We start from the raw sequence: 25,290 nt of genomic DNA on the forward strand, positions 1-25,290 counted from the left end.
CGTCTTGTTGTCCCCATCCCTCGCCTAGGAGAGTTTCCTCATGCGCCCGTCCCCCGTCGACGCCCTCACGGAGGAGATGTTCCCCTCCCGTGTGCTGCAGTCCGACAAGCCCGTCCTCATCCAGTTCTGGGCCCCCTGGTGCGGCCCGTGCCGCATGGTGAGCCCGATCGTGGAGCAGATCGCCGCCGAGAACGCCGACAAGCTCGACGTGGTCAAGGTCAACGTGGACGACGAGACCGCCCTGGCCATCGAGCACGGCGTCTCCTCCATCCCGGCCTTCATCGTCTACGAGGACGGCAAGCGCAAGGAGCAGTGGGTGGGCGCCGCCCCCAAGGCCGTCCTGATGCGGACGCTCGCCCCCTACCTCGGCTGAGGGCGGCGCGCCGCCCCGGCACGTCCCTCGCAGTCCGCCCTCTCCCGGAAGCAGGTAAGCCCCATGAATCCACATCGGGCCGGGGACATCGACCGGGATGCCCTGGCTGACGCACTGGAGCGCGAAGCCCGACTGCACCTGCCCTACCTCGAACAGGCGGTGGGCTGGCTGCGGGGGCTGTTGTGCGGCGGGGACGACGTGGCCGCCGCCGCGGCGGTGGGCCGCGTCCTCGACGTGGGCAGCGGGCCGGGGGTGGTGGCCTGCCTGCTCGCCCGGTACTTCCCGTGTGCGGAGATCGTCGCGGTCGACCGGGACCCCGGCCTGCTGGAGCGGGCCCGCTCGCGGGCGGAGGGGGCGGATCTGACCGGCCGCGTGGTCACCCAGCACGCCGACCTGCCGGACGACTTCGGGGAGCTGGGCGGCGCGGACGTGATCTGGGCCAGCCAGGCCGTCCACCACCTCGGCGACCAGCAGGCCGCGCTGGACGCCCTCGCCGCGTCCCTGCGCCCGGGCGGCGTGCTGGCCGTGGCCGAGCGCGGGCTGCCTCCCCGGTTCCTGCCCCGCGACATCGGCATCGGCCGGCCGGGCCTGCAGGCCCGCCTGGACGCCGCCCTGGAGGACGACTTCAGCGGCATGCGGGCCCGGCTGCCCGGCCACGAGCGCACGGTGGAGGACTGGCCGGCGATGCTGGCCCGCGCCGGGCTGGTGCCCACCGGGAGCCGTACGTTCCTGGTGGACCACCCGGCGCCGCTGGACCTGCCGGCCCGCGAGCACCTGTACGAGCTGCTGCAGCACTTGCGGGAGCGGATCGGCGACCGGCTCGACGCGGAGGACCGCAGCACCCTGGAGTGCCTGGTGGACGGCGACGCCTGCACCGGCATCCTCTGGCGGCCCGACGCCTTCTACCTCACGGCCGTCACCGTGCACACCGCCCGCGCCTGCACCAGGCGCTGATCCCGGGGCTCGTACCGAAGGTGCCCGACCCGCCGCGAGGACGGCGGGCCGGGCACCTTCGCGTCGTGCTCCGGGGCCTCGTGCTCAGGCCGTGCCGGGCGGGGCCTCGCCCCAGCCCCAGATCGGCACGGTCTCCCGGCGCGAGGGCGGCGCGTCCGGCTGGGAGTTGGCCATCGCCCGGCGCGAGCCCCACTCGATGTAGGACATGAACGCCGAGCGGAACTCCGGGTCCGAGGGCAGCCCCACGGTGTCGGCGGCCTCGGTCATCAGCTGCACCCAGCGGGTGCGCTGCTCGGGCCGGATGGACCGGCCCCGGTGGCTGCGGATCATGCGCTTGAACCCGCCGAGCTGCTCGGTGTACACGGCCGGGCCGCCGAAGACCTCGCCCAGCCAGGCCGCGACGTGCTGGGGATGGTCGTCGGTCATGTGCTCGAAGAGCGGGGCGAGCAGCTCGTCCTCGCGCACGTGCTTGTAGAACTCCTCGGTGAGCCGTTCCAGCGCCTCTATGCCGCCGGCCCATTCGTAGAGGGTGGGGGTCTTCTCTGCCACGGGGGCACCTCCCTTGTGCTGTGGTGGGTTATCCGAGTTCGAGCGTGGTGGTGGCGAAGGCCTGCTCCGCCCGGTTGGCCGGCACCGGCCCGCTGTACATGCGCACGGTGTGGAACTCCGCCGCCAGGCCCCGGTCGATCGCCAGGGCGCCCGCCTCCTTCTGCGGCGCCGGGATGTCGAGGGAGACCTCGTCCCCGGGGCCGAGGTGCGCGGTGAGGGCGTCGAAGAGGGCCTCGGCGTCGGCACGGGTCTCGGCGAAGAGGGGGCCGATGCGGTGGGCCTCGCTGGCCGGGCGGATCACGCCGTAGCCGGTGAGCCGCCCCTCCGTCAGCCGCGCGTACGCCACGTGCCCGGGAGCGGTGAGCCAGCGCTGGACGAAGTCGGCCCGGTCGGTGGGGAAGTACTGCCGGTCGTAGGCGAGCACGGCGGCCAGGTGTTCGCCGGTGACGGGCACGGTGCCCGGCCCCGGCGCGCCCGCCCGCTGCGGGCGCCCGGTGTGGCGCACGGTGTCGTAGTAGGCCACGAAACCGGACTTGGCGTAGTCGTCCTGCCGGGCCGGTGTCGCGTCCAGGCCGAGCGAGCGGCCGCGCGCGTGGGGTACGGCGGCCTGCCAGGTGGCCAGGCCCAGGCCGCGCCCGCGGAAGGCGGGGTCGACGAGGTAGTGGCCGAGGAAGGCGTACCGGGCCGAGTAGTTGACGACCGACATGGCCGAGACCGGCCGGCCCTCCATGCGGCCGACGAAGAATCCGGCCGGGTCGGTGGGCAGGAACAGGGCCGCGTCGCCGCGGCCGACGTTCCAGCGTTCACCGTCGGCCCACGCGATCACATGGTTCCAGTCCTCCTCCGTGGCGACCGAGACGGTCAGTCCGTCCGGCGTGGCCGGCAGACCGGGCTCCGGGCCGCGGCGGGCGGCTGCGCCCTTGCCCGCCGCGCCGGTGGGGGGATTCACCTCGTCGAGAGGATCCATCTGGCTGTCCGTCCTTTCGGGCCGTGCGCGGGCACGGCGCGCTGCTCACAGGCCGAGCGAGCGACCGATGAGTTCCTTCATGATTTCCGTGGTCCCCCCGTAGATGGTCTGCACCCTGCTGTTGGCCCATTCGCGGGAAATGGGGCTCTCCTTGAGGTACCCGTAGCCGCCGTACAACTGCAGGCACTTGTTGGCCACTTCCACCTGCAGTTCGGTGGTCCACCACTTGGCCTTGGCCGCGTCGGCGACGGTGAGCCGGCCGGCATTGAGCTCGGCGATGCAGTGGTCCAGGAAGACGCGGGCGATGGTGATCTCGGTGTCCAGCGTGGCGAGCAGGAAGCGGTTGTGCTGGAAGCTGCCGATGGGCTGGCCGAACGCCTTGCGGGTGCGGGCGTACTCCAGCGCGTCGGCCAGGATCCGCTCGGCCGCGGCGACCGCCACCACGGCGATGCTCAGGCGTTCGCGGGGCAGCCCGGCCATCAGGTAGGCCATGCCCGCGTTCTCCTTGCCGACCAGGTTGGCCACCGGCACCCGGCAGTCGGAGAAGAACAGCTCGCAGGTGTCGGAGGCCTGCCAGCCGAGCTTGGCCATCCGCCGGCCGCGGCTGAAGCCGGGGGTGTCCCGTTCGACGACCAGCAGGCTGATGCCCTGGCCGCCGCGGTCGGGGGCGGTCTTGACCGCCACGAGCACCACGTCGGCGTTCTCGCCGTTGGTGATGAACGTCTTCTGCCCGTTGAGGACGTAGTGCTCGCCGTCGCGCACGGCGGTGGTGCGGATGTCGGCGACGTTGGAGCCCGCGTCCGGCTCGCTCATGGCGATCGCCGCGATCAGCTCGCCCGAGCACAGCCCCGGCAGCCAGCGCTTGCGCTGCTCCTCGGTGGTGCGGGTGGCCAGGTAGGAGGCGACGACGTCGTTGTGGGCGACGAACCCCGGGGCGGTGACCCGGGCCCGGATGAGCTCCTCGGAGAGCACGGCCGGGTAGCGGAAGTCCTCCTCCCCTCCCCCGCCGTACTCGACGGGCACGCCGATGCCCAGCAGCCCGGCCCCGCCCGCCTTGCGCCACACCTCGCGGTCGAGGATGCCCTCCTGCTCCCACCGCTCGTGGTGCGGTACGGCCTCGCGGGCGAGGAACTCCCTGCACAGCGCGCGGAATTCCTCGTGCTGCGCCTCGTACAGGTGGTGCTTCATCCCTGCTCCTCCCCCGCACCGAGGAGGTCCTCGGTGACGATGGCGACGATCTGCTTCGGGTCCTGGACGGCCGCGAAGTGACCGCCGGGGATCTCCACCCGGCGGCAGGCGGCGGTGGTGTGCTCGGCCCACTGCCACATCTGCGCGGGCGTGACGTACGCGTCGTCGCGGGCGGCGACCAGCGTGAGCGGGAAGTCGACGCGCAGCGCGGCGTGCCGGGGGAACTGGCGCCGGATCACGTAGTCCTCGCGCATCAGGCGCACGAGGTAGGCGCTCATGGCGCTGTTGGACAGCAGTCCGGCGGGGGTGCCGCCGTCCGCGGCGATCTTCTCCAGGAGCTGGTCGTCGGTGAGGTCGTCGGTGGTGTCGGGCTGCTGCAGCCGCGGCGGCAGGGCCGCGGAGAGGACGGCCCGCAGCGGTGGCCGCCCCGCCAGGCGGGCGGCGGCATCGGCCACGGCCAGGCTGGTCATGGCGCCGAAGCTGTGGCCGAAGGTGGCCCAGCGCAGGCCGGGGTCCTCCTGCAGGGCCCGGGCCAGGTCGCCGGCCAGGTGCTCGGCCATGGCGGTGACCAGGGCGGGGAAGTCCGCCGGGCGCTCCTCGCGGCTGCGGGTGCCGCGCCCGGGCGCGTCGACGCCCACGATCTGCAGGCGGGGGGCGGCGAGCGCGGCCCACGGCCGGTGGACGGAGGAGGTGGCGCCGGCGTGGGGGAAGCAGTAGAGCCGTACGGGGCCCGGGGCGGGCCGCGCGGGGCTCATTCCTTCACCCCGGCGGCCATCTTCTCGGCCAGCATGAGGGTGGTGAGGTTGGTCGGGGCGCTGGGGATGGTGGGGAAGACGGAGGCGTCGACGACGCGGAGGTTCTCGGTGCCGTGGACGCGGCCGTCCTGGTCGACGACGGCCGCCGGGTCGTCGGCCGGGCCCATGCGGGCCGAACCGGTGGCGTGCCAGCCGGGGTTCATGATGTTGCGGACGCCGCTGTGCAGCACCCGGTCGCTCGCGACCATGGCGTCGGTCCAGAACTGGGTGCGGGCGAGCCGGGCGGCGAGGCCGGGCGAGCGCAGGATGCCCCAGGCTCGGCGCACGCCGTGTTTGAGCCGCTCGACGTCCTCGGGGTCCGAGCCCATGCCGAGCTCGATCACGGGCCGGCCGAGGGGGCCGGCGTCCTCCAGGAAGACCCGGCCGCGCGAGGCGGGGCGCATCAGCATCACCGAGATGCCCACGACCATGGGCCAGCCGAGGCGGTCGACGAAGCCGGGGATGGTGGAGCTCTCGACGTTGTTCAGCAGCCCCACCTGGATGTCGGTGTCGTCGTCGAAGCCGCTGGACATCCGGGCGGCGACCTGGCGCCAGGGCAGGCCCGGGGTGCACACGCCCTCCTCGGGCTGCGACCAGACGACCACCGAGGGGTGGTCGCTGAGGTTCTCGCCGACGCCCGGCAGGTCGGCGACGCAGCTCAGGCCGAGGGCGCGGACGACGTCGGCGCGGCCGACGCCCGAGCGCAGCAGGATCACGGGGGTGCCGATCGCGCCGGCGCTCAGGACGACGTTGTCGGCGCGTACGGTGACGGGCCGGCCGCCCTCCAGCAGTTCGACGCCGACGGCGCGGGTGCCCTCGAACAGGACGCGGGTGACGTGGCGGCCGGTGCGTATGCGGAGGTTGGGCAGGTCGCGGGCCCGGGAGAGGTAGGCGGTCGCGGCGTCGATGCGTACGCCGTCGATCGCGTTGGACGGTACGGGGCCCACGCCGCGTTCCTGCCCGGCGTTGAGGTCGGGCAGGTCGGGCAGGCCCTGGTGGCCGCACTCGTCCCAGAAGGCGGCGTCCAGCACGTGCAGGTGTGCGCGCTCGGGCCGGCGGATGGGCAGCGGGCCGTCGTCGCCGTGCAGGGGGCCGGGGAAGCCGGGGTCGTCCTCGATCTCCTTGTAGTAGGGCAGGACGTGTTCCCAGGACCACTCGGGGTTGCCGGCGGCGACCCAGGCGTCGAAGTCGCGGGGCAGGGCGCGCAGGGCGATCGCGCCGTTGACGGCGGAGGAGCCGCCGACGACCTTGCCGAGCTGGTAGGGGAAGCGCGACCACAGGGCCCGGGTGCGCCGGGCCTCCTCGTCGGCCGCGGCGGGGCGGGGGGCGCCGGTGCGCACCAGGTCGTCGAGCCGGTCGCTGCCGCGCAGGTTGGCCCGGTAGTCCCAGTTGAAGCCGTCGAGGACGAGCTTGCTGGCGTCGCGCAGCGGGTTGTCGGCGCCGGGGGCGGGCTGGTCGCCGCCGGCCTCCAGCAGCAGCACCCGGGCGCCGCTGCGGGCAAGGCGGGTGGCGGTGACGATCCCGGCGGAGCCGGCGCCGACGACCACGTGGTCCCACGCGTCGTGCTCCCGCATATCGGTGGGGTGGGTCATGCTCCGGCCTCCTTGATCGACCGGATGATGTCGGCGAAGGCCGAGACGGTCGCGTTCATGAACAGGCCCTCGATCACTTCCTGTTCGGCGTCGGCGCCGATGCCGAACTCGGCGCGCAGCTGGCCGATGATGCCGACCGCGTGCAGCGAGTCGCCGCCGACGTCGAAGAAGCCGTCCTCGGTGCCGAAGTCGTCGTGGCCGAGCTGTTCGGCCCACAGGGCGAGCAGCCGTTCCTCGATCGCGTCGCGCGGCGCGGTGCGGCTGTCGGCCTCGCCGTCGCTCCAGGGGGCGGGCAGCGCCGAGCGGTCGATCTTGCCGTTGGCGGTCAGGGGCAGCGCGTCGATGGTGATGTAGTGGCTGGGCACCATGTAGCCGGGCAGTGCGCCGGTCGCCGCCTCGCGCAGGGCCGCCGCCTCCGGCAGGGCGCCGGGCGCCTCGGGGACGAGGTACGCGGCGAGCTGGCGCTGTCCGGTGCGCGGGTGGGCGGGGGCGGTGACCACGGCGTGCCGGACGCCGGCCTGGCGGTCCAGGACGGCCTCGATCTCGCCGAGTTCGACCCGGTAGCCGTTGATCTTCACCTGGAAGTCCTCGCGGCCGAGGATCTCGATGTCGCCGCCGGGCAGGTAGCGGCCCAGGTCGCCGGTCTTGTACAGGCGCTCGCCGGTGACCGGGTGGACGATGAAGCGCTCCGCCGTGCGGGTCGCATCGCCCCAGTAGCCCAGGGCCACGCCCGTGCCGCCGATGTGGATCTCACCAGTGACCCAGGTCGGGCAGGGTTCGAGCCGGTCGTTGAGGACGTGCATGGTCTGGTTGGCGAGCGGCTTGCCGTAGGGGATGGACCTCCAGTGCTGCGGCACCTCGCCGATCGGGTAGTGGATGGACCAGATCGAGCCCTCGGTGGCGCCGCCGAGGCTGATGACCTCCATGGCCGGGAAGTGCTTGCGGATCGCGTCCGGCAGGTCGGTGGGGATCCAGTCGCCGCTGAGCAGGGCCAGCCGCAGGCTGTTGCCGCGCGGGGCGCCGGTGTCGCCGAGCGCGTCGGCCCACATCCGCATGGGTGCGGGCACGCTGTTCCACACGGTGACCGCGTGCCGGTCGACCAGCTCGGACCAGTGGGTGACGTCGTTGGCGCGGCGGGGGTCGGGCACGACCACGGCACCGCCGGCGCCCAGGACGCCGAAGATGTCGTAGACGGACAGGTCGAAGTTGGTCGGCGCGAGGGCCAGGACGCGGTCGCCCTCGCCGACGCCGAAGCGCCGGTTGATGTCCTGGACGGTGTTGGCGGCGCTGCGGTGCGAGATCATCACGCCCTTGGGCTCGCCGGTGGAGCCCGAGGTGAAGATGACGTACGCCAGGTCGTCGTGGCCCTGGACGCTGTCGGGCCGTTCGGCGCTGCGGCTGCGGGTCTCCTCGTCGTCGAGGGTGACGACGGTCAGCTGCTCGGGCCATGCCGGGTCCTCGCGCAGGGCGGGCTCGGTGACCAGCACCTCGGCCCCGCTCTGGCGCAGCAGCTTCAGCCGCCGCTGCTCGGGCAGTTCGGGGTCGATGGCGACGTAGGCCGCGCCGGAGTGCAGCACGCCGAGGATCGCGGAGATCTGGGCGGCGCCCGGCCGCATCGAGACGGCGACGATGCGGTTCGGCTCGGCGCCGCAGGACTCGCGCAGCCGCCGGCCCAGCCGGTGGGCGTCCTCGGTCAGGTGCCGGTAGGTGACCTCCCGGCCGTCGGCGAGGACGGCCACCGCGTCGGGGCGGCGGGCCGCGGCCTCGCCGACGAGCTCGTGCAGCAGGCGCGGCGGGATGTCGGCGGCGGTGTCGTTGACGCGCCGGCGCTCCTCGGCCTGGGCTGCGGGCAGCGGGACGAGGCCGCCGGTGCGCTCCCACACCGCGTCGTCGCCGGCCAGCCGGCCGAGCAGGTCCCGGTGGGCGTCGAACATCGCCTCCAGGACGCCGGGCGGGAAGAGGCCCTCGACGGCGTTCCAGGTGACGACGAGGTTGCCGGCCTCCTCGGAGATCTGGTTCTCCAGCCAGAGCTGGGGGGTCTGGCTGGCGCTGTGCACCAGCTCGCCGAAGGCCGTCAGGCCCTCGCCCTGCGCGACCGGCTCGGCGCCCAGGGTGTTGGAGAAGACGACGGGCAGCGAGGCGCTGCGCCCGTCGGCCTGCAGCTTGGTGAGCTCGCGCAGCACCCGGATGCCGCCGAACGCCGTGTGGGCCAGGTCCTCGCGCAGCCGCTGCTGCAGCGCGGTGGCACGCTCGGCGAAGGTCTGCCCGGCGCCGCCGGTGACGGCCAGCAGGCTCGGCGCGAGGAAGTCGCCGATGATGCGGTCGGTCTGCGGGTGCAGCGGCAGGCGGTGCAGCAGGGTGGTGGTGAGGGTGAAGTCCTGCCGCTTGGACCAGCCACGCAGCACCTCGGCGTACGCGGTGAGCAGCAGGGCCGACAGGGTCAGGCCGCGGCTGCGGGCGGCGTCCTGCAGGCGGCCCCGCAGCTCGCGGTCGAGCACGGCGCGGTGGCGCACGAAGGAGGGCCGGCCGATCTCCTCGGGCGTCGCGGCCAGGGGCAGGTCGGGTGCCGGGGGCAGCTCGGGCAGGCGCGCGCGCCAGTACGCGGCGGCCTCCTCACCGGCCGGCCCGTCCTGCAGCCGCCGCTCGGCGAGGGTGTGGTCGCGGAAGGTGAGCTCCAGCGGCTCGGGTGCGTAGGCGGGGTCGTCGTAGAAGCGCCGCCATTCGGTGAGCATGAGCGAGAGGCTGCGCACGTCGGTGAAGAGCAGGTCCGCGCTGAGGTGCAGCCGGGCGCGGCCGCCGTCGAGCAGGGTGACGCGGACGTCGAACAGCGGCCATTGGTCGGTCGGCAGGACCTGCTCGGCCAGTTCCGCGCGGATGCGCTCCAGGGCGGCGGACCGCTCCACGGGGGAGGCGCCGCGCAGGTCGGTGGTGGCGATCTCGTACGGCGGCACGTGCTCCAGCACGCGTTGCCGGCCGTCGGAGTCGGTGACGGCGCGCAGCATGTCGTGCCGGGCTATGACCTTGCGCAGGGCCTCGGTCAGCCGGGGCACGTCCAGCGCGGGGGTGTCGAACTCGTAGAAGAAGTGGCTGGAGACGCCGCCGAGTTCGAGGCCGCGGTGGCGTCCGATCACATAGGCCTGCTGAATGTCCGTCAGCGGGAAGGGCTCGTGGCGCTCGGCCGGCCGGGGCTCGGTGCGGGGCAGCACACCGGTCTCCACTGTGGCGAAAATGTCTTCCATAAAATCTCCGTGCCTCTCGTGCGTGCTTTTTTCGACGACTTACGACGACAACGTCACGTGCCGCACAACGCAATTCACAGGCGAAAGGGCATGAGCATGGATTACCGAGGCGACTGCCGCGGCCCGGGCATGTGCACCAGGCGCCGACCGGCCGCACCGCGATCCGGCTAGATCACCTCATCGGCACACATCGTATGCACACGATCAGAGCAAAGACAAGATCGTTCAACGCGGTTTGTTTTCAGGGCCGGTTGACCTCGCAGGAAGCGTCCTTCCACTTCCTTGAACAGATCATTTTCCACGACTTATGCAAAGCTCTTATGAGGGCCGAAGCACCGCTAATAGCAGACCGCACATGCCCCTTACATCCATGACTTCCCGCTGCCCTTGTCGCGCCATTGACGGCCCCGACCAGCGCGGTTGACCGCGGGCCCGGGAGCGGGCCGGGCGCCTCGCCCGTACGGCCGTGAAGCGCCCTTGTACGCCTCGGAGTTGGCATGCATCATCGGCCCTATGACTGAACACCGGACACCTGGGTCACAGGGGCCGCGCATACTCGTCGGCGCCACCGGTTCGATCGCCGTGACGATGCTGCCGCAGTACCTCGGCACCCTCCGCAGCGAGCTCGGCGGCACCTACACCGTATTGATGACGCACACGGCCACCCAATTCCTCCCGGCGCACACCGTGCAGCTTTCCGCCGAGCGCGTCGTGAGCGGGGAATCCCCGGCGGACTGGCCGACCGACAAACCCTCCCGGCTGGTCGGCGACCACGACATCCTGGTCGTTCTCCCGGCCACCGCGAACATTCTCTCCAATGCGGCCACCGGTGCCGCTACGAACCGCCTTTCGACGGTCATTCTGGGCGCCAATTTCCCCGTCGTGTTCTTCCCGCACATGGGCAGCGACATGTGGAACAAGCCGTCGGTCAAACGCAACATCGCCCAGATCCGCGAGGACGGCCAGCACGTGGCCGAGCCCGACTGGCAGGACAGCTACGACGTGGTCTCGGGGACCTTCAACAACCACCCCACCCTGCCCCCGCCCGCCAAGGTCGCCCGGATCGTCGGCGAGCTGCTGGCCGGACGGCAGCCGTCCTGAAGGACCGGCGCCACCTCTTGGGCTCCCCTTCCCGCGGCGGCAACCTGAGCGCCACCGGGTGCTAACGGCAACTGGTGGGATGTGCCGGGCCGTTGCCACGACGGCCCGCGCACCCTCCACCCGCCGAACCCCCAGGGAGCAGCCGTGCCGCTCGCCCGCACCGCCCGATCCGCCGCCCTGGTCGCCGCCGCGACCGCCCTGACCGCCGCGCTCACCACCGGCCAGGCCCACGCCACGGGCACCGGCGCCACGGCCGGCACCCCGCAGCTGAAGGTGCTCACCTACAACACCTTCCTGATGAGCACCAATCTCTACCCCAACTGGGGCCAGCAGCACCGGGCACAGGAGATAGCCGCGGCCGGCTTCTTCCAGGGCAACGACGTGGTGGTGCTGCAGGAGGCGTTCGACAACACCGCCTCCGACGAGCTGAAGTCCCGCGCCGCCGACCGCTACCCGTACCAGACGCCGGTCGTCGGGCGGAGCAAGGACGGCTGGGACGCCACCGGCGGCAACTACTCCGCCACCACCCCGGAGGACGGCGGCGTCACCGTGCTCAGCAAGTGGCCGATCCTGCGCAAGGAGCAGGTGATCTACAAGGACGCGTGCGGCGCCGACTGGTGGTCCAACAAGGGCTTCGCCTACGTCGTGCTGGACGTGAACGGCACCAGGGTCCACGTCGTGGGCACGCACCTGCAGTCCACGGACAGCGGGTGCGCCGCGGGCGAGGCGGCCGCCGACCGCTCGCGGCAGCTGAAGCAGATCGACGCGTTCCTGGACGCCAAGAACATCCCGGCCGGGGAGCAGGTCCTGCTCGCCGGCGACCTGAACGTGGACTCCCGCAGCGCCGAGTACCGCTCGATGCTGGCCGACGGCGACCTCGCCCCGGCCGACGAGCGCACCGGGCACCCGTACTCCTTCGACACCAAGGAGAACTCGATCGCCGCCTACCGCTACCCCACCGACCCGCGCGAGGACCTCGACTACGTCCTGCACCGCAACGGCCACGCCCGCCCGGCCGGCTGGCGGAACACGGTGATCAAGGAGCAGGCGGCACCCTGGACGGTCTCCAGCTGGGGCAAGCAGTACACCTACACCAACCTCTCCGACCACTACCCCGTGATCGCCGGGGCCGCCGGCTAGCGGCCGGAACGATCTTCGTCAAGAGCCGGCCGGAGTTGCGCAGATCGCCTCCGGCCGGACTGCTCGCGCGCGACGGACCGTGCTTCAATAGGGGCATGGCCAGCTACCGGAACAGCGCGACGGGTCGCAGCGACCTCGAGCCCTTCTGGCCTTCCCGCCAGCACCACGACTTCGACCGAGTGTGTTGTCGCGCGTCCTTCGCGCAGGCCCACTCCCCTCGCTGACCCCTTCCGTCGAAGTCAGCCGCCGGCCCCGGGTGCCGGCCAAGCGGCCCGCGCATGCACGTCCTCTCGACGGCCTCCGCGCGAAAGAGCCCGACTCATGACCCACGTCCGCACTCTGGCCCCCTCCGCCCCGCAGCCCGCCCACGCCCCCCGCCCCGCCGGCCGTCACCGGCTGCGCGCCGTGGCCCCCGACGAGCTGCCGCCCGTCGCCGACCTGCTGCACGCAGGGGCCACCTGGCTGCCGGCGCCCCAGCACGCACTGCCGGTGCTGCCGGGCCGCCCGCCGATGGTCGGCTACCTGGTGCTGGTGCCCGCCGACCAGCCCCTGCTGCGGGCCGCCGGCCCGCAGGAGCCCGCGCCGGACGCCGCACCGGCCGTCCACGGCGACCACCTGGTCGCCATCGACCCCGAGCAGCGGACGGCGAGCGTGGCCGGCCGGCGGCTGGACCTGACCTACCTGGAGTTCGAGCTGCTGGCCCACCTGGTCGCCCACCCGCACCGGGTGCACAGCCGCGACCAGCTGGTGACGACCGTATGGGGCTACGGACACGTGGGCGACGGCCGCACCGTCGACGTCCACGTGGCCCGGCTGCGCCGCAAGATGGGCCCCCAGTACCGCTCGTCGATCGTCACCGTGCGCCGCGTCGGCTACAAGTACGCACCCCCGGCCGACTTCTAGGGCGCCCCGAAGGGGCGCGGGGCAGTGTCGATCTGCGGCTGCCGCCGGCGTGCGGCACTTCGTCTGCAGGCGCGTCGTGGCTTGTCGCGCAGTTCCCCGCGCCCCTGACGGGGCGCCCCGTCAGGGGCGCGGGGAACTGCGCGAACGGCCACCGACGGCCCGCAGCCGACACGCCACCCCAGGGCCCGGGCGCAGCACGACAGGCTTGGCGCGCCCACGCGGCGGCAGCCGCAGATCGACACCGCCCCGCGCCCCTACGGGGCGCCGTGGCTTCGGCAAGAGCATGGCGCACCCGGGTGCCCGCGGTGGAGCATGGGCCCGTGCACACCACCACCCCGGGCGTCCGGGCACCCCGTCTCGCCCTCGCCTACGTCGGGGGCGTCCAGCTGGGCGCGTACGCCGTGCGGCACCTGCTCGCGCCCGACGCGCGCCGGCGCCTGCTGCTGCGGTGCTCCACCAACGTCGACAACCTCGCCGCCGGCCGCTGGGACACCCTCGTCACCAGCGCCCTGCTGGTCGAGGCGCCCATGGACCTGCCGTACGCGCTGCTGCTCCTGGCCGTGCTCGGGTACGCCGAGTACGCCTACGGGGCGTGGTGGGCGGCGGCCGCCTTCCTCTGGGGCCACGCGGGCGCGTCCCTGATCGTCTACGGCGCCCTGCGCGCCCGGCACGCCGACCGGGCCACCCGCTCCGCCACGGACGTGGGCGTGAGCTACGGCCTGTACGCCGTCGCGGGCGCCCTCGCCACCGCCGTACCGCACCGCCCGGCACGCACCGCCGTCTGCGCCACCCTGCTCGCCCTGGGGGTGCGGCCCCTGCTGCGCGGGCGCGGCCGCGTCACCTTCACCGACGCCGGGCACCTCGTCGCCCTGCTCCTGGGCGCGGCCCTGGGCCCGGCGCTCGCCCGGGGGCGGCGTCGCGGACTCGGCCGCCGTTCTTCACAATAAAAGGCGGAAAATGCGATAGATCACGGCAGCCCCAGGGAGACCGGCCCATGCCGCAGCAGCTCGACGCCTCGACGATCACCAACCTCCGCGACCTCGGCGGCATCGCGCTCGCCGGCAACTCCGCCGTCCGCCCGGGTCTGCTGCTGCGCTCCGGCCAGCTCGACCGCCTGGATGCCGCGACCGATCCGGTCGTGGCCGCGCTGGGCATCAAGACCGTGATCGACCTGCGCACCGAGCACGAGCGCCTCGCCCACCCCGACCGGCTGCCCGACGGTTCCCGGCTGATCGTCGCCGACGTCCTGGCCGGCGTGCAGCGCGCCCGCGGCGAGGGCGCCGTGCCCGCCGCCCGGCTGGAGGACGTCCTCGGCAGCCCCGCCCTGGCCGAGACGCACCTGGGCGGTGGCAAGGCCGAGAAGCTGATGTGCGACCTGTACCGCTCCTTCGTGACCTCCGAGTCCGCCTGCCAGGCCTACCGGCTGCTGCTGACCACCCTCGCCGAGCCCGACTGCGGCCCCCTGCTCTTCCACTGCACGGCGGGCAAGGACCGCACGGGCTGGGCGGCGAGCGTGCTGCTGATGCTGCTCGGCGCGGACGCGGAGGCGGTGGAGGCCGAGTACCTGGGGGTCGCGCCGGCGGTGCGGGAGGCGTTCGCGGAGGCCATCGCCCGCTTCACGGGTGCCGGCGGGGACCCGGACATCGTGGAGGCGCTGCTCGGGGTGCGGGCGGCGTACCTGGCGGCGGCGCTGGAGGCGATGCACCAGACGTACGGCACGGTGGCGGGGTACGTCCGCGAGGGTCTCGGCGTCCCCGACGCCCTGGTCGACCGCATCCGCGCCCGCTGCGTGGCGTAGAGCCTGTCCGACGGATTAGCAGCGCCCCGAAGGGGCGCGGGGAACTGCGCGACAAGCCACGACGCGCCCGCAGACGAAAGGCCGCACGCCGACCGCAGGCCGACATGGCCCCGCGCCCCTACGGGGCGCCGGCGGAGCCGCGGCGCAGGCGGGCGCGGAGGGCGTCGCGGGCGGCGGGCCACTCGGAGTGGATCAGCGAGTAGACGACCGTGTCGCGGTACGTCCCGTCGGGCATGATCCGGTGCTGCCTGAGCACTCCGTCCCGGCGTGCGCCCAGCCGTTCGATGGCCCGCAGCGTCTGCTGGTTCTCCGGGTGGGCCGTCCAGCTCACCCGGATCGCCCCGAGGACGTCGAATGCGCGTTCCAGCAGCATCAGCTTGGCCTCGGTGTTGATGCCGGTGCGCTGGAAGTGCGCGCCCAGCCAGGTGTGCCCGATGTGCAGTCCCCGGTCCCCGGGCGCCAGGTCGCGGAAGGCGGTGACGCCGGCGACCCGGCCCGTACGGACGTCGATCTGCGCCCACGGCACGGCCAGGCCGTCGCGGTACCGGCCCAGCAGCTCCGCCACGTACGCGCGCATCGCCACGGGGTTGCTGGGGCGGCGCACCGGCAGCCACCGCCACACCTGCGGGTCGTCGCCCGCCTCCAGCAGGCCGTCCGCGTGCAGCGGCGACAGCGGTTCCAGACGGACGCGGAAGCCGGCGAGGACGGGCCGGTCGAACCATCCGCCGGCGGGTACTGCGGCGGGGGCTCGCCGGCTCCCGACGGGCGCCGCCCCGGCCGTCATGGTGAGGTTCATGCTGCTCCAGGCGAATTCACGGGTGCCGACGGCTGCACCGTCACAGCCGCCGGCGGCGGCCGGGTGGCCGTGAGGTGGCCGTGGGATGACCGCGATGCGTCCGGCGGAGCGCTTGGCACGAAGTGGGCCGCGCGGCGGCCTTCCACCCCCACACGGGTGACCTCCGCACCATTCACTCGTTCTACGAACGTGGAGCAGCAAGCAACACTGGCCCCTGTCCCCGTCGACGTCGAGCACGCCGAAGCGGCCCTGCTCGAGCACTATCCGCGCCTGGTCCGGCTCGCCTACCTCGTGCTGCCGCCCGGGCTGGGCCGCAGCCGCCGGGTGCTGGCCGCGCACGCGCTCGTGCAGCGGGCGCATCGGCGCGGCCGGGCTGGCGGCGGGGGCCCGGCGCCCGCCGTTCCGCCGCCCCGCGGCGGCAGGGCGGCGCCCGTCGACGACCCCGGCTACGCCTTCCTGCGCCAGCGCGTGCTCACCGCCGCCCTCGCCCCCCGCCCGCGCCGGCTGCCGCAGCTGCCGCCGCTGCTTCCGCAGGTGTGGGGCCTGCGGTTGTTCCCCCGCTCGGGCGGGGCCGACGAGCTGGCGCTCGACCAGGCGCTCGCGGCCCTGTCCGCGCCCGGCCGCGCCGCCTACGTGCTGCGCGCCCTGGAGGTGCCCGCCGACCGCGACGTCCGCCGGCTGCTGGCGGCGGCCGGCGTGCCCGACCCGGCGGCGGCGCTGATGGAGGCGGACGGGGTGCGCGTCCCGCCCGGCAGCCGGGACGTGCCGCTGCTGGAGTCCGTGGAGTTCGACCCGTGCACCCTGCAGGCCCGGCCGACGGACCTGATGCGCCGCCGCCAGCACGTGCGGGCGGCGCTGGCGGCCGCCGCGGCGCTGGTGGTGTGCGGCACGCTGGTGGCGCTGCCCGACGGCGGCTGGGGCCGCGAGGGGGCGGCCGCACCGCCGTACGCGCAGAACGCGGCGGCCGAGCAGGCGCTGGATCCCGCCCGGCTGACCACGGCCGCCCCCACCGCCTGGCAGAGCGCCGACCACCGCGGCTTCGCCGTCTGGCCCGCCCGCGGCAACCGCACCGGCGACCGCGACCTGCTGCGCCGGGCGCTCGCGGTGTGGGCCCGGCCCGGTGGCACGGTGCAGGTCACCGCCACACCGGGAACGCCCACGGGCCCGGCCGCCGGCCCGCCGCAGCTGCTGTACGCCGGCGAGGTGGACGCGGCGGTCGTCGTGCTGTTCTTCGACGGCCTGCGCGTCGTGCGCTATGCCGAGGCCCGCAGCGGCGACACCACGTCCGCGGCCCTGGACTTCGGCCGCGCGGACGCCGCCGACACCGGCACCGCGACCGCCCTGGTCGTCGGCCGCACCGACGGCAACGTCCGCTATCTGACGGCCCCGTGGGTGACGACGGCGGCCGTGCGCGACCTGCTCGATGTGAAGGCCGCCCCGCAGCCGCTGCACCGCGACGCCACCGGTGTCATCGACGCCGTGCCCAGCCCCGCCGGCAGCAGCGCCCCCAACGGCAACTCCGGCAACGACTGCCACAGCTGGACCGCGCTGCAGCTCGGCGACCACCTGGTCACCGACCTCGGGGAGCTGCTCCCGGCCCGGCTGACCTCGGGCGCCCCCGCAGCGCCGCACGACGTGGCCGACGGCAAGGAGCGCGCCCAGTGGGCGCACAGCGCCTGCCACCTGTCGAACGTGCGCGGCCAGGGCGTGCGCTCGGTCAACGCCTGGGAGTACGCCACCCAGGTCCTGCCCGGCGGGGCCGGCACGGCGCAGTGGTCCTGCACCCGGGCCGAGACCTGGCGGGGCGCCGGCAGCCGGGTCCTCGTCCAGTTCCAGGCGCCGCAGACCCGCCCGGGCGCGCCGGGCGCGCTCGTCGCCCGCACCGAGGACTCCCCCGCGTGCGGGCCCCGCCAGCCGCACGTGCTGGCGGGCGCGCTGTGGAAGGCGCCGGGCGGCACCTGGTACGCCCTCGCCGCCGGCGGCGGCAGCGTCGCCTCGGTCTCCGCGACGGGCGCGGTGCGCGGCAGCGCCCAGGGGCCGCTGCTGGCCGTGCCCGCCCGGGAGGGCGCCGAGGTCGAGGTGAGCGGCCGGCTCGCGGACGGCACGCCGATCGCACCGCTGCGCTAGGGCGTGTCCGGCGGATCTTCGTCACGCGCCACCACGGCGCCCCGTCGGGGGCGCGGGGCGGTGTCGATCTGCGGCTGCCGCCGCGTGGGCGCGATCGGCCACCGACGGCCCGCAGCCGAACGCGCCACCCCGAGGCCCGGGCGAAGCACGACACCCTGCCTGCGGGCGCGTGGTGCCCCGCGCCTCAGCCCCGGCGGAAGACCGCGACCGTACGCCCCGGCACGGTGAACGTGCCGGACGCGGCCTCGTAGGAGGCGCCCTTGACCACCGGATCGCCGCCGTGCGCCTGCACCGGGTGCAGGGCGTACGGCGTGCCGGCGAGGGCGGCGACGTGCTGGCGCTGCGGCTGCGGAGACGCGTTGAGGACGACGACGAGGTCGCCCAGGCGCATGGTGATCACGCCCGGCGTCTCGTTGCTGCCGGACAGCGGGAAGGACAGCGCCTCCTGCACGGCCGCGGCCGTGGGCAGGGCGAAGGCCTTCTCGGTCGTCCGGATGCGCAGCAGGTCCCGGTAGGCGGCGGAGGCGGCGGTGACGGGCCCGCAGCCGGGCCGCAGGGCCGCGTCGGCCAGCAGGGGCCGCGCGTAGGGCCACTTGGCGGCGTTGTCGGCGGCGGGCGGCAGGCCGCGCCCGAAGCCGTTGCCGGCCGCGCAGTCCCAGTGGATCGCGTTGAACCAGTCGCCGCTGTCGTAGGAGTTGCGGTCCAGGGACTTCGAGCGCAGCAGGTCCGTGCCGGCCTGGCTCAGGGCCGGGCCCTGGGAGAGTGCGGCGGTGGCCATGGCCACGACCTGGGCGCGCGCCCGCTCGGTGGCAGGGGTGGACTGCGGCAGCTTGTAGGCGAGGGCGTCGAAGAGGCTCTCGTTGTCGTGGGCGTCGGCGTACGCCAGGGCGTCGCCGGGCGCGGCGGCGTAGCCGGCGGGCGAGCCGTTGTAGTCGACGTCCGAGCCGCGCACGTCGTGGCCGGAGGAGTCGGTGAAGCGGTAGCCGGCGAGATTGCCGGTCAGCCCGACCTTGATCAGGTCCTGGTCGTGCAGCAGCCGGGCCCGCTGCTCGTCGGGGGTGCCGTTGCCGGGCGCGCCGTTGGGCGCGGTGAACAGCCCGGAGGCGAAGCCCTGCAGGCGCGGGTCGGCGTCGAAGGGCCCGCCGCCACGGATCGCGTCCCGGGAGCGGTCGGAGAAGGTGGCGATGCCGGTGCCGGCCATGTTCTTCTGCGTGGCCTGGACGAACCGGGCGTCGTTCGCGACCTCTCCGAAGTTCCAGCCCTCGCCGTACAGCACGATCGCCTTGCCGTCGACGCCGTCCTTCGCCACGGTCAGGGCGTCGAGGGCCCGGCGCACGGCCAGGATGTTGGCCTTGGGGTGGTGGCCCATGAGGTCGAAGCGGAAGCCGTCGACCTTGTACTGCCTGGCCCAGGTGACGACCGAGTCGACGACGAGCTTGCCCATCATCGTGTGCTCGGGCGCGGTGTTGGCGCAGCAGGTGGAGTTCGCCACCGAGCCGTCGTCGAGGAGCCGGTGGTAGTAGCCGGGCACGATCCGGTCGAGCACGGACTTCGGGTCCTGGCCGGAGGCGGCCGTGTGGTTGTAGACGACGTCCATCACGGTGCGCAGGCCGGCCTGCGACAGGCCCTGCACCATCTGCCGGAACTCCAGCGTCCGGCGGGGGCCGTCCGGGTCGGAGGCGTAACCGCCCTCCGGCACCGTGTAGTGCAGCGGGTCGTAGCCCCAGTTGTAGGCGTCCCGGGCGGCGGTCTTCGCGACGCACTCCTGCTGCCGCTCGGAGTCGGCCGGCAGCGCGCCCAGGTCGCACCCGGGCACCTGCCGGTCGGCCGGCCGCTCCGGCACGGTGGCGAAGTCGAAGACGGGCAGCAGGTGCACGTACGACGTCCCGGCGTCGGCCAGCTCCTTCAGGTGCCGCATGCCGGCGGAGGCGCGATCGGTGAACGCGAGGTACTGGCCCGGGTGGGCGGAGGTGCGGTCCGCGACGGAGAAGTCGCGCACGTGCAGCTCCTGGATCTGCGCCGTACGCCACGGCACGGCTGCCGGCTTGCGCAGCCCCTGCCAGCCGGGCGGCGCGAGCGCCGGATCGGCGAGATCGGCGACCACGCTGCGGGCCGAATCGGCGGTCAAGGCGGTGGAGTACGGGTCCGTGACCAGGTTGGTGACGACGCCGTGGGCGGCGGGGGCGTACACGGTCACCGCGTAGCGGTAGCGCTTGCCCTTCCAGGAGGCCGGGCCGTTCACGCTCCACACGCCGGTGGCGGCGTCGCGGTGCATGGGGATGCGCTGCGCGCCGTCCCCCGCCTCCAGCTCCAGCGCCACGCGGCGGGCGGTGGGCGCCCACACGGCCAGCGACGGCCGGCCGTTGCGGAACACGGGCCCCAGCTGTGCCTTCGCGGCGGCGGTGCCGTAGAGGTCGTCGAGGACGCCGGGTATCTGGACGCCGGTGACAACGCCGTCACCGCTCTCGGCGCGCAGCGCGCCGGTGAGCGCGGTGCGCTCGGCGGCGACGCTCGCGTCGAGGCGGTACGTGTCGTAACCGGGAAGCGTCTTCGAGTCGCGGACGAGGGGGAACGACCCGCGGTCGTGGACGAGGCGATGCGGGCCGGCGGGGTCGCCGAGGCCCTTGGGCCAGGCGACGGTGTGCCGGTCGAGCCACAGGACGCGGGCGGCGTCCGGGGAGGGGGCGGCGTTGGCGGTGCCGCCGGGCCCGGCGAGGGTCAGGGCCACGCCCAGGGCTGCCGCGACGGCAGCAAGTCTTCTCACGAACGGTCTCCTTCGGCTGAGCTCAGGACCGGGGTGCTGCACGCCGGTGGGCCGGTTGTGCCCACCCGTTCCGCCCTGCGGAACGATTGCCCACAACCAGCGCAGCCCGGTCCCGGGGGTCCGGGGGCGCAGCCCCGGTGGGGGCTCGGGGGCGCAGCCCCCGGAGTGGGGTTGCGAAGGGGCGACAGCCCCTTCGGAAACGGAGAAAGGGCGGGGGTGGGGAACAACTCACCCGCGCGCCCCCACGTGCAGCGCCAACGCCGTGTTCGGCGCCACCGTCGCCGTGAACGTGCCGTCCGCCCCCACCGTCACCCGGCGACCGCTCTGCACGTCGACGTACGTGCCTGCGGCCAGCGACGTCCGGAAGGTGCGGGTCACCGCGAACGCCTCGTGGTTGATCACCACGTATCCCTTGTCACCCCGCCCGAAGGCGATCGCCTGGTAGCCGTTGTCCCACCAGTCCCGCACCGCTTCCCCGCGCACCGTGTTGCGGAAGGCGACCATGCTGCGGATCTCGGGCCATGCGTGCTGGCACTTCCAGCCGTCCTGCCAGCACGCCGCGACCGCGCCGCCTCTCGGCGGCCCCGCGTCCCGGTCGGTGAACTCGTAGCCGGAGTGGACGTCGGGCGAGCCGTACGGCCAGGCGAGCATGAACACCGACGCGAGGGTGTAGTTCGCGCCGTCCTTGTAGCTGAGGGTGTCGCCGCCGCGTTCGGTGTCGTGGTTGTCGACGAATACGGATGCCTGGGCTCCGGGCAGGTAGCCCCATCCCTCGCCGTAGTTGCGCAAGTAGGCGAGCCGCTCGCTCAGGAACACCCGTCGCAGGTCCCGCGCGTAGCGGAACTCCTGGGCGTCGCCCGTGCCGAGGTACTCCTCCGGCTGCACGGCCTCCCCCGCGCCGTAGATGGTCTCCTGCTTCCAGTAGACGTCCGGCCGGCTCAACCGCCCTTTGATCGCGGCGAGGTCGGCGGCCGGGATGTGCTTGGCGGCGTCGATGCGGAAGCCGTCCGCGCCCAGCCGGAGGAGGTCGTCGAGGTAGCCGGCGATGCGGGCGCGGACGCGTTCCTCGCCGGTGTCGAGGTCGGCGAGGCCGACGAGTTCGCAGTCCTGGACGTTGTGCCGGTCGCGGTAGTCGCTGACGACGCTGCGGCAGTCGTCCATGTCCTGGCCCTCGTACAGGCCGGGGTAGTCGTACTTCGTATACGGGGTGCCGCCCGTGCCGGTGCCCGCGCCGGCCGCCATGTGGTTGACGACGGCGTCGACGACGACCTTCACGCCGGCGGCGTGGCAGGCGTCGATCATGTTCGCGAAGGCGGTGCGGTCGCCGAGCCGGCCGGCGATGCGGTAGCTGACGGGCTGGTAGGAGGTCCACCACTGGGGGCCCTGGGCGTGTTCCTGGGGCGGGGAGACCTGGACGGCGCCGTAGCCGGCGGGGCCGAGGGTGTCCTTGCACGCGCGGGCGACGGAGGGGAAGTCCCATTCGAAGAGGACGGCGGTGACGTCCTTGGCGCCGGGAGCGGCGGCGGCCGCCGGCTGCTGCGGCAGCACGGCGACGGTCGTGCCGGCCACCAGCGCCAGCACCGATGAAACGATTCTTCGGGGCACGAGGCCTCCAGGTGGGGGGTTGCTCACTTGCAGGTTCTTTCAGCAAGGCGTGCCCGCACGATGCAACCGCTTGCCGCCGCAGACCGTACGAGCCCCTCCCGCCCTGGTCAACCCTCCGGACACGGAACGGTTACAGCCCCGAAATCTCGCGATTCCCTTCTTGCAAACTCTTTCGCAAGAGATTTCAGCCTGTTAACTTCCTCCTCAGCTCTGGCCGCCCACCCCTCAGACGGCCATCTGAAAGAGGAGCATCCATATGCGAAGAGGCATATCGGTCGCCGCCCTTGTCGGCGCGCTGGCCCTGACGGCGACCGCGTGCGGCGGTGGCGGCGGCGACAAGAGCGACGGGGCCAAGGCGGCGAGCGACCCGGGCAGCGTGAGCGGCACCATCACCTGGTGGGACACCTCGGACGCCACCAACGAGGCGCCCGCGTTCAAGAAGCTGGTCGCCGACTTCGAGGCCAAGTACCCGAAGATCAAGGTCGAGTACGTCAACGTGCCCTTCGACCAGGCCCAGCAGAAGTTCAAGACCGCCGCCGCGACCGGCAAGGGCGCCCCCGACGTGCTGCGTTCCGACGTGGGCTGGACCCCCGGCTTCGCCCAGCTCGGCTACCTCAAGGACCTCACCGGCACCCCCGCCCTGGACGACTCCGGCGACTTCCTCGAAGGCCCGCTGAAGAACGCCGCGTACCAGGGCAAGACGTACGGCGTCCCGCAGGTCACCGACACCCTCGGCCTCCTCTACAACAAGGAGCTCTTCCAGAAGGCGGGCGTCGACAAGGCCCCGGCCACCTGGCAGGAGGTGAAGGAGGCCGCGGCGAAGATCAAGGACAAGACGGGCGCCGAGGGCATCGGTCTGAGCCCCGACAGCTACTACTCGCTGCCCTTCCTCTACGGCGAGAAGTCCGACATGGTCGACGCCGCCGCCAAGAAGATCACCATCTCCTCCGCGGCGTCCCTCAAGGGCATCGAGACCGCCGTCGACCTGGTGAAGTCCGGGGCCGCGCCCAAGCCGGCCGGCACCGACGGGTACAACGCGCTCAAGACGGACTTCAAGAACGGCAAGCTGGCCATGCTCGTCGACGGTCCCTGGGCGACCAAGGAGATCTTCGGCGGCGACGCCTACAAGTCCCGCGAGAACCTGGGCATCGCCCCCGTCCCGGCCGGCTCCACCGGCACCGCGGGCGCGCCCGTCGGCGGGCACAACCTCGTGGTCTACGCCGGCTCGAAGAACTTCGACGCCTCCTACCTCTTCACCAGGTTCATGACCGGGGCCGCGCAGGAGGAGAGCGTCTCCAACGCCATCGGCGTGCTGCCGACCCGCAAGTCGGCCTACAGCAAGACCGTTCTCGCCGACCCGGTCCGCAGCGCCTACTACCAGGCCCTGGCCAAGGCCCACCCGCGGCCGCCGATCCCGCAGGGCGGCGACCTGTTCACCGAATGGCTGCAGCACTACACCAAGATCCTGACCTTGAAGGAGGAGCCCAAGGCCGGGCTCGACGCCACGGCGAAGGCCTGGCAGTCCACGCTCCTCAAGGACTACGGCATCCAGGAGTAGTCCCGACATGGCCACACTCGTCACCCGGGTCAGGCGCTCCTTCTCCACCCACTGGTACGCGTGGGCGATGGTGGCGCCGGTCGTCGTCGTGCTCGGCGTGCTCGTCGGCTATCCGCTGGGCAGGGGCATCTACCTGTCCTTCACGGATGCCAACGAGGCGAACGTCGCCCGCACCATCGGCGTCAACGACATCCCCGCCACCTACCAGTTCGTCGGGCTCGACAACTACTGGAAGGTGCTCTCCGGCCAGGAGGGCCACTTCTACTCCCGCCTGACCTGGACCGTCGTATGGACCGCGTCCTGCGTCCTGCTGCACTACGCCATCGGCCTCGCCCTGGCCCTGCTGCTCAACCGCAAGGTGCGCTTCAGGGCCCTGTACCGGGTGCTGCTGATGCTGCCGTGGGCGGTGCCGGCGTTCGTCGCCACCTTCGCCTGGCGGCTGATGTTCAACGAGAAGTACGGCGTGCTGAACGGCTTCCTGTCCGCCATGGGGTTCGGCCCCGTGGACTGGCTGGGCGACAGCACGCTGCAGAAGGTCTCGGCGGTCGCCGTCAACGTGTGGCTGGGCGTGCCCTTCATGATGATGGCCATCCTCGGCGGCCTGCAGTCCATCCCGAGCGAGCTGCACGAGGCCGCCGAGATGGACGGCGCGAGCCCCTGGCAGCGCTTCCGCCACGTGACCCTGCCGGGGCTGCGGACGGTGAGCGGCACGGTGATCCTGCTGGGCGTCATCTGGACGTTCAACATGTTCCAGGTCATCTACCTGCTGATCGGGCAGGGGGCGAGCTCGGACAGCGAGATCCTCGTGACGTACGCCTACCGGATGGCCTTCCAGGGCGTGCGCGACTACGCGGGCTCGGCGACGTACGGGATCCTCATCCTCTCGCTGCTGCTGGTCTTCGCCGTCTTCTACCGCCGGATGCTCGCCAGGCAGGAGGCCGCGACGCGATGAGCACCACGATCCCCACCCGCCGGCGGCAGCGCGGGCAGCGCTCGCGCGGCGCCTCGACGGCGCTGCACGCCGCGCTGATCGCGGCCTCGGCGATCGCCGTCTTCCCCGTCCTGTTCGTCGTCTACGTCTCGCTGCGCGGGCGCGACGGCTGGCAGGAGCCGATGCGGGCGACCGGCTTCGGCCTGTCGAACTACACGCACGTGCTGGGCGAGACGAAGTTCCTGACCTGGTTCGGCAACTCGCTCGTCGTGGCCCTGGGCGCCACCGTCCTGGGCGTGCTGGTGGCGGCGAGCGCGGGGTACGCGGTCTCGCGGATGCGCTTCCCCGGCCACCGGCCGCTGATGTGGACGTTCCTGGTGGTGCAGATGTTCCCGATGGCGGTGCTGATCGTGCCGCTGTACACCCTCCTGGGACAGCTGGGGCTGCTGGACTCCTACGTCGGCCTGATCCTCACGTACTGCACGGTCTCGGTGCCGTTCTGCGCGTGGATGCTCAAGGGCTACTTCGACTCCATACCGGCCGAGATCGACGAGGCCGGCCGGGTCGACGGGCTCACCCCGTTCGGCACGTTCTGGCGGCTGATCCTGCCGCTGGCCCGGCCGGGGCTGGCGGTCACCGGCTTCTACTCCTTCATCACCGCCTGGGGCGAGGTGGCCTTCGCCAGCCAGTTCATGAGCAGCGAGGAGCACTACACGCTCGCCGTGGGCCTGCAGACCTTCGTCGGCCAGCAGAAGGCCGAGTGGGGGCTGATGACGGCGGCCGCCGTGCTCATCGCGCTGCCCGCCGGGCTGGTCTTCTTCTTCGCCCAGCGGCACCTGGTCGCCGGGCTCACCGCGGGCGGGACGAAGGGCTGACCCGCGGGCCCCGCCCGTCGTTGAGCCGTGCGCACG

19 protein-coding genes and 1 pseudogene are annotated in these 25,290 nt (G+C 73.2%); 11 read left to right on the forward strand and 9 right to left on the reverse strand.

The annotated features are described in order from the left end of the window. Nucleotides 1-40 precede the first annotated feature (40 nt). Nucleotides 41-373, forward strand: a complete 333-nt coding sequence (gene trxA / locus ABD361_RS10385; RefSeq protein WP_344434647.1) for a thioredoxin — start codon at nt 41-43, stop codon at nt 371-373. 63 nt (nt 374-436) lie between these two features. Next, complete coding sequence (locus tag ABD361_RS10390; RefSeq protein WP_344434648.1) at nt 437-1,327, forward strand: class I SAM-dependent methyltransferase; 891 nt, start codon at nt 437-439, stop codon at nt 1,325-1,327. 84 nt (nt 1,328-1,411) lie between these two features. On the opposite strand, the gene ABD361_RS10395 is transcribed toward ABD361_RS10390, so the two are convergent. From ABD361_RS10395 to ABD361_RS10420, 6 genes are read right to left on the reverse strand one after another with little or no spacing between them, the layout of a single operon-like run. Further along, entirely contained in the window at nt 1,412-1,876 is a 465-nt protein-coding gene (locus ABD361_RS10395; RefSeq protein WP_344434649.1) for a group II truncated hemoglobin, read from the reverse strand. Between the two features lie 28 nt (nt 1,877-1,904). After that, nucleotides 1,905-2,843: a GNAT family N-acetyltransferase gene (locus ABD361_RS10400; protein ID WP_344434650.1), complete on the reverse strand. Its 939-nt coding sequence runs from the start codon at nt 2,841-2,843 to the stop codon at nt 1,905-1,907. 45 nt (nt 2,844-2,888) lie between these two features. Further along, the gene (locus tag ABD361_RS10405) at nt 2,889-4,031 is read right to left on the reverse strand and encodes an acyl-CoA dehydrogenase family protein (protein WP_344434652.1); all 1,143 of its coding nucleotides are present in this window, start codon (nt 4,029-4,031) and stop codon (nt 2,889-2,891) included. Continuing rightward, nucleotides 4,028-4,786: a thioesterase II family protein gene (locus tag ABD361_RS10410; protein WP_344434653.1), complete on the reverse strand. Its 759-nt coding sequence runs from the start codon at nt 4,784-4,786 to the stop codon at nt 4,028-4,030. The genes ABD361_RS10405 and ABD361_RS10410 overlap by 4 nt, the downstream gene beginning before the upstream one ends. Next, a complete protein-coding gene (locus tag ABD361_RS10415) occupies nt 4,783-6,417 on the reverse strand; it encodes a GMC family oxidoreductase (protein WP_344434654.1) in 1,635 nt (544 codons plus the stop codon). Before ABD361_RS10415 ends, ABD361_RS10410 begins: the two co-directional genes overlap by 4 nt. Beyond that, nucleotides 6,414-9,656: a non-ribosomal peptide synthetase gene (locus ABD361_RS10420; protein WP_344434655.1), complete on the reverse strand. Its 3,243-nt coding sequence runs from the start codon at nt 9,654-9,656 to the stop codon at nt 6,414-6,416. The genes ABD361_RS10415 and ABD361_RS10420 overlap by 4 nt, the downstream gene beginning before the upstream one ends. A gap of 513 nt (nt 9,657-10,169) precedes the next feature. On the opposite strand from ABD361_RS10420, the gene ABD361_RS10425 reads away from it, so the two are divergent. The 5 genes from ABD361_RS10425 (at nt 10,170) to ABD361_RS10445 (ending at nt 14,598) form a co-directional block, all read left to right on the forward strand. Beyond that, nucleotides 10,170-10,757 carry a flavoprotein gene (locus ABD361_RS10425; RefSeq protein ID WP_344434656.1) on the forward strand — a complete coding sequence of 196 codons (588 nt, stop codon included), beginning with the start codon at nt 10,170-10,172 and terminating at the stop codon, nt 10,755-10,757. 144 nt (nt 10,758-10,901) lie between these two features. After that, nucleotides 10,902-11,897, forward strand: coding sequence for a sphingomyelin phosphodiesterase (sph, locus tag ABD361_RS10430; protein WP_344434657.1), 996 nt, complete (start codon nt 10,902-10,904; stop codon nt 11,895-11,897). A 321-nt stretch (nt 11,898-12,218) separates the two neighbouring features. Beyond that, nucleotides 12,219-12,800, forward strand: coding sequence for a winged helix-turn-helix domain-containing protein (locus ABD361_RS10435; RefSeq protein WP_344434659.1), 582 nt, complete (start codon nt 12,219-12,221; stop codon nt 12,798-12,800). 320 nt (nt 12,801-13,120) lie between these two features. Then, nucleotides 13,121-13,747 (forward strand): rhomboid-like protein, encoded by a 627-nt coding sequence (locus ABD361_RS10440; protein WP_344434660.1) that lies wholly within the window; start codon nt 13,121-13,123, stop codon nt 13,745-13,747. 47 nt (nt 13,748-13,794) lie between these two features. Then, a complete protein-coding gene (locus ABD361_RS10445; RefSeq protein WP_344434661.1) occupies nt 13,795-14,598 on the forward strand; it encodes a tyrosine-protein phosphatase in 804 nt (267 codons plus the stop codon). A 118-nt stretch (nt 14,599-14,716) separates the two neighbouring features. Here the strand turns inward: ABD361_RS10445 and ABD361_RS10450 are convergent, their stop codons facing one another. Further along, nucleotides 14,717-15,394, reverse strand: coding sequence for a GNAT family N-acetyltransferase (locus ABD361_RS10450; RefSeq protein ID WP_344434662.1), 678 nt, complete (start codon nt 15,392-15,394; stop codon nt 14,717-14,719). A 189-nt stretch (nt 15,395-15,583) separates the two neighbouring features. Between ABD361_RS10450 and ABD361_RS10455 the strand changes: the two genes are divergently transcribed. Beyond that, nucleotides 15,584-17,521, forward strand: coding sequence for a hypothetical protein (locus ABD361_RS10455; RefSeq protein WP_344434663.1), 1,938 nt, complete (start codon nt 15,584-15,586; stop codon nt 17,519-17,521). 184 nt (nt 17,522-17,705) lie between these two features. Here the strand turns inward: ABD361_RS10455 and pulA are convergent, their stop codons facing one another. Both pulA and ABD361_RS10465 read right to left on the reverse strand, forming a co-directional pair. Continuing rightward, nucleotides 17,706-20,285 carry a pullulanase-type alpha-1,6-glucosidase gene (gene pulA / locus ABD361_RS10460; RefSeq protein WP_344434665.1) on the reverse strand — a complete coding sequence of 860 codons (2,580 nt, stop codon included), beginning with the start codon at nt 20,283-20,285 and terminating at the stop codon, nt 17,706-17,708. 234 nt (nt 20,286-20,519) lie between these two features. Next, nucleotides 20,520-21,878, reverse strand: a pseudogene (locus ABD361_RS10465) (alpha-amylase); the annotation flags it as partial. Nucleotides 21,879-22,146: 268 nt separating this feature from the next. Here ABD361_RS10465 and ABD361_RS10470 point away from each other — a divergent pair. Genes ABD361_RS10470 through ABD361_RS10480 form a run of 3 tightly spaced genes read left to right on the forward strand, consistent with a single transcriptional unit; the run spans nt 22,147 to nt 25,254 of the window. Next, nucleotides 22,147-23,448 carry an extracellular solute-binding protein gene (locus tag ABD361_RS10470; RefSeq protein WP_344434666.1) on the forward strand — a complete coding sequence of 434 codons (1,302 nt, stop codon included), beginning with the start codon at nt 22,147-22,149 and terminating at the stop codon, nt 23,446-23,448. Between the two features lie 7 nt (nt 23,449-23,455). Continuing rightward, nucleotides 23,456-24,400 carry a carbohydrate ABC transporter permease gene (locus ABD361_RS10475; RefSeq protein WP_344434668.1) on the forward strand — a complete coding sequence of 315 codons (945 nt, stop codon included), beginning with the start codon at nt 23,456-23,458 and terminating at the stop codon, nt 24,398-24,400. Then, nucleotides 24,397-25,254 carry a sugar ABC transporter permease gene (locus ABD361_RS10480; RefSeq protein WP_344434669.1) on the forward strand — a complete coding sequence of 286 codons (858 nt, stop codon included), beginning with the start codon at nt 24,397-24,399 and terminating at the stop codon, nt 25,252-25,254. The genes ABD361_RS10475 and ABD361_RS10480 overlap by 4 nt, the downstream gene beginning before the upstream one ends. Nucleotides 25,255-25,290: the final 36 nt, after the last annotated feature.

It is taken from the genome of Streptomyces luteosporeus (assembly GCF_039532865.1).
GTDB classification, from domain to species: Bacteria; Actinomycetota; Actinomycetes; order Streptomycetales; family Streptomycetaceae; genus Streptomyces; species Streptomyces luteosporeus.

Coding starts and splice junctions, on each gene's coding strand:
- ABD361_RS10445 (WP_344434661.1), top strand. CDS start 13,795: ATGCCGCAGCAGCTCGACGCCTCGACGATCACCAACCTCCGCGACCTC.
- ABD361_RS10480 (WP_344434669.1), top strand. CDS start 24,397: ATGAGCACCACGATCCCCACCCGCCGGCGGCAGCGCGGGCAGCGCTCG.
- ABD361_RS10410 (WP_344434653.1), bottom strand. CDS start 4,786: ATGAGCCCCGCGCGGCCCGCCCCGGGCCCCGTACGGCTCTACTGCTTC.
- ABD361_RS10415 (WP_344434654.1), bottom strand. CDS start 6,417: ATGACCCACCCCACCGATATGCGGGAGCACGACGCGTGGGACCACGTG.
- ABD361_RS10400 (WP_344434650.1), bottom strand. CDS start 2,843: ATGGATCCTCTCGACGAGGTGAATCCCCCCACCGGCGCGGCGGGCAAG.
- ABD361_RS10435 (WP_344434659.1), top strand. CDS start 12,219: ATGACCCACGTCCGCACTCTGGCCCCCTCCGCCCCGCAGCCCGCCCAC.
- ABD361_RS10470 (WP_344434666.1), top strand. CDS start 22,147: ATGCGAAGAGGCATATCGGTCGCCGCCCTTGTCGGCGCGCTGGCCCTG.
- ABD361_RS10420 (WP_344434655.1), bottom strand. CDS start 9,656: ATGGAAGACATTTTCGCCACAGTGGAGACCGGTGTGCTGCCCCGCACC.
- ABD361_RS10425 (WP_344434656.1), top strand. CDS start 10,170: ATGACTGAACACCGGACACCTGGGTCACAGGGGCCGCGCATACTCGTC.
- ABD361_RS10390 (WP_344434648.1), top strand. CDS start 437: ATGAATCCACATCGGGCCGGGGACATCGACCGGGATGCCCTGGCTGAC.
- ABD361_RS10405 (WP_344434652.1), bottom strand. CDS start 4,031: ATGAAGCACCACCTGTACGAGGCGCAGCACGAGGAATTCCGCGCGCTG.
- ABD361_RS10450 (WP_344434662.1), bottom strand. CDS start 15,394: ATGAACCTCACCATGACGGCCGGGGCGGCGCCCGTCGGGAGCCGGCGA.
- ABD361_RS10475 (WP_344434668.1), top strand. CDS start 23,456: ATGGCCACACTCGTCACCCGGGTCAGGCGCTCCTTCTCCACCCACTGG.
- trxA (WP_344434647.1), top strand. CDS start 41: ATGCGCCCGTCCCCCGTCGACGCCCTCACGGAGGAGATGTTCCCCTCC.